The sequence below is a fragment of the Mesorhizobium sp. M0761 genome, assembly GCF_040320205.1.
Lineage (GTDB): Bacteria > Pseudomonadota > Alphaproteobacteria > Rhizobiales > Rhizobiaceae > Mesorhizobium.
Map to the genome: position 1 here is coordinate 269,555 of NZ_JAMYPF010000004.1, position 12,461 is coordinate 282,015.

General features: G+C 62.3%; 17 protein-coding genes. 12 read left to right on the plus strand and 5 right to left on the minus strand.

Annotated features, from left to right (window positions below):
• On the minus strand, positions 1-1,632 hold the full coding sequence (locus NKI32_RS09010; RefSeq protein WP_023745991.1) for a N,N-dimethylformamidase beta subunit family domain-containing protein: 1,632 nt from the start codon (positions 1,630-1,632) through the stop codon (positions 1-3).
• 169 nt (positions 1,633-1,801) lie between these two features.
• Between NKI32_RS09010 and NKI32_RS09015 the strand changes: the two genes are divergently transcribed.
• The 6 genes from NKI32_RS09015 to NKI32_RS09040 all read left to right on the plus strand — a co-directional run bounded on the left by NKI32_RS09015 (position 1,802) and on the right by NKI32_RS09040 (position 6,020).
• Complete coding sequence (locus NKI32_RS09015; protein WP_023669061.1) at positions 1,802-2,050, plus strand: ParB N-terminal domain-containing protein; 249 nt, start codon at positions 1,802-1,804, stop codon at positions 2,048-2,050.
• Positions 2,051-2,164: 114 nt separating this feature from the next.
• Positions 2,165-3,121, plus strand: coding sequence for an alpha/beta fold hydrolase (locus NKI32_RS09020; protein ID WP_353002520.1), 957 nt, complete (start codon positions 2,165-2,167; stop codon positions 3,119-3,121).
• Positions 3,122-3,308: 187 nt separating this feature from the next.
• The gene (locus tag NKI32_RS09025) at positions 3,309-3,707 is read left to right on the plus strand and encodes a GFA family protein (RefSeq protein ID WP_023754395.1); all 399 of its coding nucleotides are present in this window, start codon (positions 3,309-3,311) and stop codon (positions 3,705-3,707) included.
• Between the two features lie 116 nt (positions 3,708-3,823).
• Positions 3,824-4,015: a hypothetical protein gene (locus NKI32_RS09030; RefSeq protein ID WP_023669058.1), complete on the plus strand. Its 192-nt coding sequence runs from the start codon at positions 3,824-3,826 to the stop codon at positions 4,013-4,015.
• 281 nt (positions 4,016-4,296) lie between these two features.
• Complete coding sequence (locus NKI32_RS09035) at positions 4,297-5,361, plus strand: glycoside hydrolase family 25 protein (RefSeq protein WP_023669057.1); 1,065 nt, start codon at positions 4,297-4,299, stop codon at positions 5,359-5,361.
• Positions 5,362-5,513: 152 nt separating this feature from the next.
• Positions 5,514-6,020, plus strand: a complete 507-nt coding sequence (locus tag NKI32_RS09040) for a DUF2314 domain-containing protein (protein ID WP_023669056.1) — start codon at positions 5,514-5,516, stop codon at positions 6,018-6,020.
• Here the strand turns inward: NKI32_RS09040 and NKI32_RS09045 are convergent.
• Positions 6,010-6,969: a LysR family transcriptional regulator gene (locus NKI32_RS09045; protein WP_023669055.1), complete on the minus strand. Its 960-nt coding sequence runs from the start codon at positions 6,967-6,969 to the stop codon at positions 6,010-6,012. The genes NKI32_RS09040 and NKI32_RS09045 overlap by 11 nt on opposite strands.
• A gap of 103 nt (positions 6,970-7,072) precedes the next feature.
• Between NKI32_RS09045 and NKI32_RS09050 the strand changes: the two genes are divergently transcribed.
• The 3 genes from NKI32_RS09050 to NKI32_RS09060 are packed head-to-tail and all read left to right on the plus strand — an operon-like array spanning position 7,073 to position 8,764.
• Positions 7,073-7,246 (plus strand): hypothetical protein, encoded by a 174-nt coding sequence (locus tag NKI32_RS09050; RefSeq protein WP_023669054.1) that lies wholly within the window; start codon positions 7,073-7,075, stop codon positions 7,244-7,246.
• A 28-nt stretch (positions 7,247-7,274) separates the two neighbouring features.
• On the plus strand, positions 7,275-7,883 hold the full coding sequence (locus NKI32_RS09055) for a class I SAM-dependent DNA methyltransferase (protein WP_023669053.1): 609 nt from the start codon (positions 7,275-7,277) through the stop codon (positions 7,881-7,883).
• Entirely contained in the window at positions 7,880-8,764 is an 885-nt protein-coding gene (locus tag NKI32_RS09060; RefSeq protein ID WP_023669052.1) for a DMT family transporter, read from the plus strand. The genes NKI32_RS09055 and NKI32_RS09060 overlap by 4 nt, the downstream gene beginning before the upstream one ends.
• A 20-nt stretch (positions 8,765-8,784) precedes the next feature.
• Here NKI32_RS09060 and NKI32_RS09065 read toward each other — a convergent pair whose 3' ends face one another.
• The gene (locus tag NKI32_RS09065; protein ID WP_023669051.1) at positions 8,785-9,726 is read right to left on the minus strand and encodes a phosphoribosylaminoimidazolesuccinocarboxamide synthase; all 942 of its coding nucleotides are present in this window, start codon (positions 9,724-9,726) and stop codon (positions 8,785-8,787) included.
• Positions 9,727-9,889: 163 nt separating this feature from the next.
• On the opposite strand from NKI32_RS09065, the gene NKI32_RS09070 reads away from it, so the two are divergent.
• The 3 genes from NKI32_RS09070 to NKI32_RS09080 are packed head-to-tail and all read left to right on the plus strand — an operon-like array spanning position 9,890 to position 12,020.
• Positions 9,890-10,861, plus strand: a complete 972-nt coding sequence (locus NKI32_RS09070) for a DUF3592 domain-containing protein (RefSeq protein ID WP_023669050.1) — start codon at positions 9,890-9,892, stop codon at positions 10,859-10,861.
• Positions 10,862-10,874: 13 nt separating this feature from the next.
• Positions 10,875-11,390, plus strand: coding sequence for a hypothetical protein (locus NKI32_RS09075; protein WP_245272087.1), 516 nt, complete (start codon positions 10,875-10,877; stop codon positions 11,388-11,390).
• Positions 11,391-11,414: 24 nt separating this feature from the next.
• On the plus strand, positions 11,415-12,020 hold the full coding sequence (locus tag NKI32_RS09080; RefSeq protein ID WP_245272086.1) for a hypothetical protein: 606 nt from the start codon (positions 11,415-11,417) through the stop codon (positions 12,018-12,020).
• 24 nt (positions 12,021-12,044) lie between these two features.
• Here the strand turns inward: NKI32_RS09080 and NKI32_RS09085 are convergent, their stop codons facing one another.
• A complete protein-coding gene (locus NKI32_RS09085) occupies positions 12,045-12,251 on the minus strand; it encodes a type II toxin-antitoxin system HicB family antitoxin (protein WP_023669048.1) in 207 nt (68 codons plus the stop codon).
• Positions 12,252-12,255: 4 nt separating this feature from the next.
• On the minus strand, positions 12,256-12,456 hold the full coding sequence (locus tag NKI32_RS09090) for a type II toxin-antitoxin system HicA family toxin (protein WP_023669047.1): 201 nt from the start codon (positions 12,454-12,456) through the stop codon (positions 12,256-12,258).
• Positions 12,457-12,461: the final 5 nt, after the last annotated feature.

Genomic DNA, 12,461 nt, shown 5'->3' on the forward strand with positions numbered 1-12,461 from the left:
TCAGGACTTTCCGAGGTAGCGATCGATTACATTCCTGGTCACTCGCTCGACCATGGGATCCTGCCTGAGCAGGCCGGCGACCCATTCGCAGCTTCCGGCGTGGAAAACCTCGCCCTTGCCGCGCGGAAAATTGACGATCATGCCGTTGCCGCGTTTGACCTTTTCCAGATTGGCGTCGGTCGCCTCGCCAAACAGCGTTTCGGCCGTAAAGCGGCCATCCTCGTCGGCGAGAAACTGGTCCTCGATCGGGATATCGGCGCTTTCCTCGACCTGGCTCGCTATGCCGACGGCCAGCACCTGCAGCCCGTCAGGCGCACCGCTGTCCGGTGTCGGATAGGGCAGGCCGCCGCGGATCTCGAAATCGAGCCCGTCGACCTCATAGCCATAGACATGGCTGTCGGCGCCGAGCAGGTCGCCATAGTACATGCCGGTGCCGGCAAAGGCCCAGTGCTCGGGCCGATAGACCGGAAAGCCGCGCACGCCGCGCGGTGCGCATCCGCCCCAGCCGGAATAGACGCCCCTCGTTGCGTTAAGGCCGAAGGTCAGAGCGCCGGGACGGCCGATCTCCGGCGCTTCCCAGGAGTTGGTGGCGCGGGTGACGTCGCCGCCATAGGCCGGGTCTTCGGCCCGCGCGCGGTATTTGTAACAGACCTGCCGGCGGCCTTCGTCCTCGAGCCTTGTCTGCCACATGAAATTGCCGGCAAAGCGCGCCGCATGGCCGCCGCGCTCGACGTAGCTGTCGACGGCGTCCCGCATCTCCCAGGTCCAGTACTCGTCATGGCCGACGAAGACCACACAGTCATAACCATCGAGGATTTCGGGCGAGAAGTGCAAATCGTGCTGGCTGGCGAGATCGACGCCATAGCCGGCGCGCTCGGCAAAGCGGAAGAAGTGGCTGTCATAGCTCGCCCAGCCGGAGGAGGTGTATTTCTTCGAATGTCCGGTGGCGTACGCCCATTCCATGTGCGGATAGCGCGGCACGGTTTTCGGCGGCACCGCGACCTCCAAGGGCACGCGCGGCGCGTCCTTGGGCAGCACGACAAAGCCGCGGCACCACGGCCGCTGCGTCGACACCATGCGCGCATATTGGTCGCGGCCAGGTCCGGTGATACCCTGATAGGCGTTGGAGCCGCCCCAGGTGTTGTAGGACAGCCAGGTGCCCGTCGCCGCCACCTGCAGCACGCGACCGGGCTTTTTGCCGGGCAGGGGCGCGACGATGATGAGGTGATGGCAATGGATGGGCTCGCGCCCGTCCCCCGTCAGTGTCAGCCGATAGGCGCCGGATGGCCAATCGTTGCCTATGCGAAATTCGAAAGACGCCTCCCAGCCGCAGCCTTCGACCGAGCACTGGTCGGGCGTATCCTGCCAGCGCGCCGAAAGCCCCGTTTGCTCGAAGACTTTTGTCTCGCTGCCGCCGTCGCGGACAATGACAATGCTGAAGCGCGGCACTGTCGAACTGACATGCAGCGTCACGGTCTCGCCGGCGCGGTAGGAAAAGCGGTTGGAATAACACCAGATCTCGCCGCGCTCGCCGTCCATTCCCGGCCATTCATAGTAATGGCCGCGCACTGCCTCGCGGCGCTGCTCGGGCGTCAGTCCGAAATCGGGAAATTCGGTCGGCAGTTGGGTCATGAACACCGGAAAAGTGACAGGCCGCCATTTCGGCCATCTGCCGGCCAAGCGTCAAATGGAAACGATCGGGCCAGCAATTGCATACGACACAATTGCTTGGCCGCTCTTGGCCGCACCTGGCAAACCGACTATCTCAGGCGAGGCGGCATTTTCCGCCTCGGGAGCCGGTATGCTGAGAGTGCAGAAGGTCAAGGTCGACGAAATCTACGTGCCGACGGCGCGCAAGAAGACGCTGCATCCCGAAACGGTCCGGCATCTGGCCGAAGACATACTGGAAAACGGCATGAAGACGCCGATCCAGGTTCGCCATGACGGCAAGCGCCACATCCTGGTCGAGGGCCTGCACCGGCTGGAAGCCGCCAAATGGCTCGGCGAGACCGAGATCGACGCCTATCTGGTGCAGGCCAAGCGCCACTGAGGCGCGCGACCGATCGACAACAGCCAAACCGGTCATTCTTCCGCGGATTTTTCGCAGGGCATGTCGGCACGCGGCGTGCTCGCTCGTCCTTGGGGGGAACCTGAGGAGACCGACATGTCCAGACGAATCTATTTCGCCATTCTTGCCTCGGTCGCTGCCTTGTTTGCAGCGCCCGGCCCAGCCAATGCAGAGGAGACCAAGCCCGCCATGACCACCGAGGCAACAGCCATGCCGAAGCCGGAAAAGTCCGGCTTGCTGCCGATCGACGGCCTGAATTACTACTATGCCGTCTATGGCAAGGGCGAACCGCTGCTTCTGCTGCATGGCGGCCTTGGCACGTCGGACATGTTCGCGCCGCTGCTGCCGAAGCTGGCGGAAAACCGCACCATCATTGCCGTCGACCTGCAGGGCCATGGCCGCACCGCGCTCGGCGAGCGACCCTTCAGCCTGGAGGGGATGGGCGACGACATGGCTGGTATCGTCAAGGCGCTCGGCTATGACAAGGTCGACGTGCTTGGCTATTCGCTGGGCGGCGGCGTCGCCTTCCGCATGGCCGTTCAGCATCCCGAGACGGTGCGCCGGCTGGTCCTGGTCTCGACCGGCTTCGCCGCCAATGGCTTCTATGACGAGATGCGCGGCCAGCAGGCGCAGGTGAGCGCGGCCGCCGCCGATTTCATGAAGGACACGCCGATGTACAAATCCTACGTCGCCGTCGCCCCACGTCCCGACGATTTCCCTAAACTGCTCGATGCGCTGGGCAATTTCATGCGCAAGGATTACGACTATTCCGCCGATGTGGCGAAGCTGAAGATGCCAGTCATGCTGGCCTATGGCGACAGCGACATGTACAAGCCCGAGCACGAGATCAGGTTCTACCAGTTGATCGGCGGCGGGCTGAAGGATGCCGGCTGGATGCGTGAGAACCTGTCGCAGAACCGGCTGGCCATCATTCCCAATCGCACCCACTACGACGTCTTCTTCGCACCGGAGCTGACGGCCGCGGCACTGCCCTTCCTCAATGGCGAAACCAAGGTGAAGACCTGGGACGAAGTCCTCAGCGAAACGAAATAGCTTGCCTGAAAATACATGCCGGCCGTCTCGAAGAGGCGGTCGGCTTTTTTGTGCCTGCGAAGCTACGGAGCCTTGGCGCAGCCATTGGTCCTATCGGCGCAATCGATGGCGCCATCAGGGCTTTTCAATTGACCGAAAGGTACCTGTCGATATCATCAAGAGACCTTCAGTGTGATGAGTTCGAATGATGACGAAATACCAGGGCGGATGCCATTGCGGGGCAGTGCGCTACGGCACTGAGGCGGCGCCGCTCAACCAGCGCGTCTGCCACTGCCGGTGCTGCCAGAAGGTCATAGGCGCGGCGTTCAACGCCCGCCTTTTGTTTCGCATCGACGATGTCACGGTCGAGGGAGAGGTGGCGACGGTCAACACCTCTCCGGACCTCAAGCGCGGCTTTTGCGCCGCTTGCGGCACCACGCTGTTTTCCCGACGCGACTCCGCCGGCATCGTCGGCATCACCACCGGCTCGCTCGACGATCCCTCGCTGTTCAAGCCGGAAATGCATATGTGGACCGCCTCGAAGCAGCCCTGGCTGCAGCTCGATGACGGCCTGCCGCACCATGAAGGCGCGCCGCCTCCGAATTGACGCCGGCCTTACCGGAAATTAATCCCGAAACCACGACATAGCCGGCAAAGCGTCATTGGCGGGCCATGATTGCCTGCCTATCTATCGTCTGCGGGCCGGTATCGAGGAGACGACCGATGAGCGACAGAATCAGCACCCTGGACGAGCTTTTGAGCGATCCGATGGTCCTCCTCGTGATGGAGCGTGACCGCGTGCGCCCCGAACAGGTTCGCCTGCTGCTCGAACGTGCCCGCCGCCCGGCCGCCGACGCCGTGCCACCGGCGCATGTGGTGGCGAAAAGCTGCATGCAGCAATGGCTGGGAAGGTAAGGGCTTCCCCTTCTCCCCTTGTGGGAGAAGGTGGCCGAGCGAAGCTCGGTCGGATGAGGGGTGTTCCAGGGAACGCCAACGCCTCACTCCGCTGGAACACCCCTCATCCGTCTCGGCGCTACGCGCCGATCCACCTTCTCCCACAGGGGGAGAAGACAAGAGGGCCAATTCCTAACAACTTGATTCAAACTTTGTTGGTAATTTCTCGTTAGTAATCGAGGCCGGTTTGTCCGGCGGCGTCTGTTTGCCTTCGGTCTGTTGTGTTTTGCGTACAGGTCCAGATGCGGATTTCAGGCGTCGTCAGTTTCATGTTGGCATCGCTGTGGCTTGCCGGCTGTTCGTCCACAGCGGGCGTCGATGGCTTGCAGCCGTCGAACGAGACGACCAGTTCGGTCGTGCGTCCGAGCGCGCCGGTCACAGCGGCTCCGGCGGAGACCGCCGACCTCGCGCCGATGCGGTCCGACATGGTGGCCGACAACGCTGTGGCCGACAATGCGCCGCCCTTTTCCATGGTCGAGGAAGAAGAGGCCATCGTCGCGGGCACGCCGCAGGGGAGCACCAGACCACAGCTCGAGCCCGCCGCTCTGATGTCTGCGCCGAAGCGGTTGACGCGCGCGGCGCCGGCCATGCTGGCCTCGCCGGTCACCCGCTACGGTTTCCGCGACGCCAAGCCGATCAATTTCGGCAAGGCTTCGCCACGCTACCTTGCCGTCCACGGCGTCGACGTCTCGCGCTGGCAGGGCAATGTCAACTGGGGCAAGCTGCGTGCCCAGGGCGCCAACTTCGCCTATATCAAGGCGACCGATGGCGGCGACCATCTCGACCCGATGTTCATGAAGAACTGGCGCAATGCCGATGCCGCCGGGCTGAAGCGCGGCGCCTATCACTTCTTCTACTGGTGCCGCACCGCCGGCGAGCAGGCGGACTGGTTCATCCGCAATGTGCCAAGGGTCGAAGGCGCGCTGCCGCCGGTGATCGATGTCGAATGGAACGGCGAATCCTCCTGCAAGCGGCAGCCTTCGCGGGCCACCGTGCTGGAAAAGATGAAGGTGTTCATGGACAAGCTGGAGCGCCATTACGGCCAGCGGCCCATCATCTACACCGCACCGGATTTCTATCGCGACAATCTCAAAGGTGCGTTTCTCGATTATCCGTTCTGGCTGCGCGCCGTGGCGCGGCATCCCTCAAAAGTCTATCCCGGCCGCAAATGGCTGTTCTGGCAGTACTCCGGCTCCGGCCTGTCGCACGGCGTGACCGGCCGCATCGACCTCAACGTCTTCCATGGCGACGAGCGCGCCTGGTGGGCATGGGCAGGCGGGCAGACGACCGTCGCCGACGCCGACTGAACGTCAGGCCGGTGCCGGTGCGCCTGCGCTGCCTGCCGCTGCGGCTTGGGTTGAATTTTCAGCGTCTCGCTAACGATCCGCTCACTGTGTCCTTTAGCGGTATCGCAACAGCCTTCCGGTAACGTGCCCGTGATCGGGTTTCGGAGGGGTCCATGCGCAATCCAGTTGTGGCTGTCGCTCTTGCCGCCGCTGTCGGCTACGGGTTTTTCAGCTCGCTCGGCCACATGCCGGGCGGAAGTGGCACTTCGCTGGCCGAGTCGAAGCAGAACGTCGTGTCCTATTCCACCGAGGACAAGGCGATGCAGGCCGCCAAGGACAGCGGCCGCTCGACCCTCAAGCGCTTCCACGAATTGATGGACGCCGGCACACCCGGCACCTACACGGTAAAATTCCCGCTGACCCAGAACGGCGCCACCGAGCATATCTGGCTGCAGCTGGTCGGCTACAGCGACGGCTCCTATATCGGCCTGCTCGCCGACGTCCCGGTCAATGGCAACAAGTACAAGATGGGCGACAGGATGACGGTGACCGAGGCCGACGTCGAGGACTGGATGATCAAGAACGGCAAGGTGATCTATGGCGGCTACACCACGCGCCAGGCGCTTGCGGATATGCCGAAGGAACAGGTTGCAAGATACGGGTTGACCTTCAAGGACTGAGGGTTGAGGCGGGGGCGAGTTTTATCGCGGTGCCTAGAGGGCTGTCGCGCTTTTCGCGTTCGCGTATCTCTGCCGTCTGCGCCAGCACCCAGTCGCGAAACACCTTGATTTTGGGCGCGTTGCGGCGGCTCTCCAGATGCACCAGCCAATAGCCGTCGCCGTCCGATCCAAGCACGCCGAATGGCTGTATCAACTGGCCCTTTTCCAACAGGGCGCTGTAAAGGTTTCTGGTGAGGATCGCGGCGCCCTTGTCGGTCAGCGCCGCCATCGCATCATAGGCCTGCGTACCCAGCTTCGGGCCAGCGATGACGCGATCGGGCTCGAACGGCACGCCGGCAGCCTTGAACCAGATTTCCCACCAGGGATCGTCGGCACAGCATAGCGGCACTTGGTAGAGATCCTCGGGGCGGTGGATGCCGCCGACGCTTTCGGCGAGTCTCGGGCTGAGCATCGGCGTATAGTCCGCCTTGAACAGATAGTGAGCCGTCAGGCCCGGCCATTTTCCACTGCCGGTGCGAATGCCGACATCCATGTCGCCGCGCGTGAAATCGACCAGCCCGTGCGATGTATTCACCTTCACGGCAAGATCGGGATGCATCAGCTGGAATGTTCCAAGCCATACGGCCAGCCAGTTCGATGCGAAGGTTTCCATGGTCGTCACCGACAGCACGCCGGTCGCTCCACCCTTGGTGGCGACCCATGCGTCGGCCAGGGTCGAGAACGCGCCTGTTGCGTGCGGCGCCAGCTGCTGTCCGGCCTCGGTCAGCGCGATCTGCCTTGTTTTTCTTATGAAAAGCGGCGTTCCGGCACGTTCTTCCAGCACCTTTATCTGATAGCTGGCAGCTGATTGGGTCATGCCGAGTTCTTCGGCTGCCTTGGTGAAACTGCCCAGCCGGGCCGCGGCTTCAAAGACCCTGATGGCTCCTAATGGTGGTAGTTCCCAGCTCATGACGCATCAATCCCGCTGATGCATACTACGCGACGTTCGATTGGAAACCAAGCCCGGAAAACGGCATGCTGCATTCATCGGATCAAACCCTGAGGATACGGCAATGACCACCACCATCGCTCTCTACAACACGCTTCGCCGCCCGGTGCTCGACCTCTTCACCGCGCCGTTCAGGCCTCGCAAGCGCGGCTTGCTCGACCGCCGCTCGCTGTCGGATCATTTCCTCAGGGATATCGGTATGCTTGACGGACGCGTGCCTCCCGGCACCATTGGCTAAGCAAGCTCTTTGACCAGGGGAGGGAAAGATGACTGTGCCATCCGAGGATCTGGCGAAGAGCCGCCAAACGATCAACGCCTATGAGGACTATGCCGAACGCTACGACGCTCTGGTGCGGCACGTTCCGAACCAAAGAGAACAGAAATGGCTGAAGCGCCTGGTGAAGATCGCCGGCAAAGGTGGCCGGATTCTGGAAGTCGGTTCGGGGCCCGGATACGATGCGGACTTCGTCGAAGGGCTCGGTGTCCAGGTTCGGCGCACAGACGCAACGAAGCGGTTTCTCGAGTTGCAGGCCGCACGCGGCAAGCATGGTGAGTTTCTCGATCTCATCACCGACGATCTCGGCGGCCCCTACGACGCGGTGCTCGCATTGTGCGTCCTGATCCACGTGCCGCGCGAGCAGGCCGACCAGGTGCTTGCCAAGATTGCCGGGTCGTTGCGGCCGGGCGGCGCCTTCCTCGTCTCGATGCGCATTGGCGATGGCGAGAAGAGCGGCGAATATCATACGGTCTACTGGCGCAGGGACGACTTCGCGGCCCGCCTTGAAAACGCCGGGCTGGTTCTTGTCGGAGACGAATTCAACGTCGGCCGCGATCGCGAAGAGTGGACCACCTTTCTGGCTGTGAGGCCGTCATGACGCGCCGCGGACTGTTTTTGTTCGTGCTGCTCAGCCTCCTGTGGGGCATTCCCTATTTGTTGATCAAGCTGGCGGTTGCCGAGGTGTCGGTGCCCTTCCTGGTCTTTGCCCGAACAGCCGTCGGCGCCCTGGCGCTGCTGCCCTTCGTCCTTGTCCAGCGCAGTTTCGGATGGCTGAAGACACATTGGCCGGCGGTCGCCGCATTCTGTCTGGTCGAGATGATCCTGCCATGGGGGCTGATCACCCATGGCGAAGTCAGCATCGACAGTTCCACCGCCGGACTGCTGATTGCCATGACGCCGGCGGTAACCGTCGCGCTCTCAAAGCTGATGGGCTCGGATGAGCGGCTGGGGATACGCCGCTGGACCGGTCTTTTCCTCGGTTTTGCCGGTGTCTTCGTGCTGGCGCTGCCGACCTTGGGTGGCGGATTTCTCGCGGTCGTCGAGATTCTCATGGCCGCGGCCTGCTATGCCTCGGGTTCGATCATCGCGTCGCGCTGGCTGAACGATGTGCCGGCAACCTCGCTGACGGCAGTCTGTCTGGCAGGGGCCGCGCTGATCTACGCCGTGCCGGCGGCGTTGGCCTGGCCGGCGGCCATGCCGTCGACAACGGTGGTTGGCGCAATCCTCGGTCTTGGCGTGTTTTGCACGGCGATCGCCTTCGCCACCTATTTTCTGCTGGTGCGGGAGATCGGCCCCGAACGGGCGGTCGTCATAACCTATGTGGCGCCCGCCGTCTCCGTGGCAGCCGGCGTGCTCGTCCTTTCAGAGCCGCTCGATATCGGCATTGTAGCGGCTTTCGCGCTCATCCTGTGCGGATCATATCTCGGCACGTGGCGCGCTCCGCCAGAACCGTCCGTGTCCGCGACCTCGGCAAGTTGACCGGCGGCCGCCAGCCGCCGTCAGAAATAAGGTCGCAGGTTCTCGCGAATGCGGTCCAGCACCGTCTTTCCCGAGATATCGGCGGTGAAGGTCTTGCCGGTGATGGTCTCAAAGGCCTGCGTGTAAACCCGCGATGTCTGCTCGATGAGCTCGGCGGGGATTTTCGGAATACGATCCTTGTAGGGATCGCAGCGCGCGGTCACCCAGGCGCGAATAAAGTCCTTGTCGAAACTTTGCGGCCGCTCGCCTGCCTTGAAACGCTCTTCATAGGTTGCCGCAAGCCAGTAGCGGCTTGAGTCGGGCGTATGGATTTCATCGGCAAGGATGATGGTGCCATCCTTGTTCGTGCCGAACTCATATTTGGTGTCGACCAGGATCAGGCCGCGCTTCGCGGCCAACGCTTTGCCGCGCGCAAACAGCGCCAGCGCATAGCGCGAGACTGTGTCCCATTGCTCTTCCGATAACAGGCCGCGCGTCAGGATCTCGTCGCGCGTCAAGGGCTCGTCATGACCGCCATCGAGCGCCTTGCTGGTCGGCGTGATGATGGCCTGCGGCAGCTTCTCATTGTCGCGCAGCCCGTCCGGCAGGCGGATGCCGTACATATCGCGTTCGCCGTTCTTGTATTTCGTCAGCACCGAAGTGCTGGTGGTGCCGGCGAGATAGTCGCGAACAACGATTTCCACCGGCAGAATGTCGAGCCTGGTGCCGACAACGACATTGGGGTCGGGATAATCGAGCACATGGTTTTGGCAGATGTCCGCCGTTTCCTCGAACCAGTAGCGCGCCGTCTGCGTCAGCAGCTCTCCCTTGAGAGGTATTGCGGTCAGGATCACATCGAAGGCGCTCAGCCGGTCGGTGGCGATGATGATGCGGCGGCCATCCGGCAGATCGTAATTCTCGCGGACCTTGCCTTTGTAGTGGTTCGGGAGTTCCGGAATGAAGGCATCCGAGAGAACGCGCAGTGCTGTCATCCTGGTCTCATGGCTCCTAACAGTTTGGGCGACTCTTAACAAAGTTGAGGGGGCTTCGATACCCGAGGAAGGGCGGTTCGTCCTTCGCGAATAATCAAGACATTGCCTTCGCCGTGCTATCTATTCGCAGCTTCCGACACTCCTGGGGGACGCGGTGGACGTAGAGCTCAAATTTCTGATTGTCGGATTTGCCTGCGCGATCGCGGGCGGTCTGTCGTTCATCACTTTCGTCAAATGGCGCGAGGTGCAGGCGATGAGCCACTGGCTGCCGGCGCCGGGCAAGATCATCTCGTCGCGCGTCGAGGCGCGTGAAGTCAGAAGGTCGGGCGTCGGCTCGGACAGCAGCGACACCACCGAGATGCGCAATTTTCCGGCGATCACCTTCGAATACAAGGTCGGTAAAAAGAAATTTCAAAGCTCGCGCTACAGCGTGAAGGAGAATCTGGGGAATTTCGAAGTCACCGAAACCCTGGCGCAGTTTCCCACCGGCGCTGAAGTGACCGTCTTCTACAATCCGGCCGATCCGGGCAAGGCCGTGATCGAACGCACCCTGCCGGACGGCGCCTTCAAGTTCATGGTCAAGCTCTCGGCCGGGCTGGTGATCGGCACGGTGGTGCTGGTGTTTTCGCTCGGTGGCGTGCTGGAGGCGATCCGGCCGCACCTGCCCAAGCCGCAGAACCTCGGCGCCGGAGCGCTGCTGCTGTTCATGGGCCTGATGATCCTGCGCATGGCCTTCGTCCAGAAGTCGCTTGCCGAGCAGGCGGCAAAATGGCCGGTCGCGCCCGGCCGCATCGATTCCTCCGGTCTGCAGGCGCTACGAAACTACAGCGGCCACCGACGCTGGAGCACCGTTTTCAAATCCCGCATCGTGTACAGCTACGGCGTCGCAGGCCAGCACTACACCTCAGACCGCGTCACCTTCGGCGCCACGGTCACCGCTTCAATGCCCGGCCTCGTCAGCAGCCAGGCGCGCAGCTATGCCGAGGGCGGCAAGGTCGACGTGCATTACGACCCAGCCAACCCCGCCTCGGCAGTGCTCGAATGCAGGGTGCGCGGGCTTTGGCTGCTGTGGGTCTGTTCGGCCGCGTTTCTGGGCGGCGCGGCTTGGCTGGTCGGTTTTATCTGAGGCGCCCACTTTCATGACAAGACATCCAATGATCGTCCGCAGGCTGGCCGTCGTTTGCCTGGCTCTGCTCGGCGCCGTGCAGGCAGCGAGCGCAAAAGAATGTCTGCTCAGCCATGCCACCTACCGCGAGCCGCGTTCGGGCGCGGTGATGCAATTCCGGCCGCTGAACAATGAGCCGGCGGCACTGACGGCCGAAGTGTTTTCGGTGACCGTGCCCAACACCGACACGCGCTTGCCGGCCGACATCACCTGGACCAATGGCAAAAATTCGTTTCCGCTCGGCACCATCCGCCATGCCTGCACCGACGACGACCGCGAAGCGGGGCTGGAGGACGGCAGCGGGATGTGCCGGATATGGACTGGCCAGGTCTATGCCTTGACCGGAGGCGGAGCCGAGCAGCTGAATTCACGCGAAGCGACACCGGCGCCGAAAGGCTGTTGCTGCCCGATTTCGGCGCGGGCTTCACCGAATTTGCCGATTTCGCCAATGCCAATCCGGACGGCTCGGCGTGGGACGCCTTCACATTGACAGGATGCAGCGATGAATAGCGCCATGAGACCGATTGTCTGGATATGCACGCTGTTTGCCTCGGCGACGATATCAGCCGCAGCGCGGGCGGACGAGCCGGCGCCATCCCGCCCGCCGATCGACAAATGCGTCTGGGAAAAGCTAGCCGACAAGACGATTGGGCTGGCCGCCTGGGTGCAGCGCTGCGATTTCGGCTTCCGCCAGATCCATTTCGAATTCGTCGACAACGCACTCGCCATCAAATACAGCGATGGCAGCGCGCCCGATCCGCTGATCGAGGTGTTCGACATCAAATCAGGCGAAACCGCCGAGGCCGCGGTGTTGCGCCTGTTGCTGGAAAAGACCGACAAATCAGTCAGCGCCCGCTGCGTGCTGACGCCCTACACCGAGGGCACCGTGCCCACCGGCGTCAAACGCTACACATTCAGCCCCGACGCCGCCTATTCCAAAGAGCTGAAAGCGCTTGCCAATGACGAAGTTCCCGAACCGCCCTGCGGCGACTGGGGCGAAATGCCGGATGGTATTCAGTATTTCGAGGCGCCGGCGGGTGAGGGGCGGAGGGTGCTGTTCGTTCGGGCGGGGCAGGACGAGCCGCTGTTCGACGATCAAACGCTGCGGGTGCCGGGATAGGATGTTGTCCTGAAGGGCTACCGCTTATGCCTCTACGTATTCCGCGAGACTGATTCCTTTGGGCACCTCCAGCCCATCGGCACGCAAGCCCTCGATGTGAAAGCGTATAGCGTCGCGAATTTCGATTTCTACTTCTGGCACGGTAGCACCAGTTGCGATGCAGCCGGGTAGGTCCGGCACATAGGCAGAGAAATTGTTGCCTGCTTTTTCAATCACCACCGCGTAACGCATATAGTCACTCCTTCAAACCGGACTGCTTGAGGATGCTGTTCAGTGTTCCTGGCGCAACCTCTTCAGACGGTTTGCCGGCCACGGTGACGCGGCCGGCTTTGGTTTTGTGCTTATATTGGCGATGGCTGCCCTTGGTTGCAACCAGATACCAACCGTCGGTCTCCAGCAGGCGAATGACTTCGCGGACTGTAAGCCGAGGCGGCATGAGTT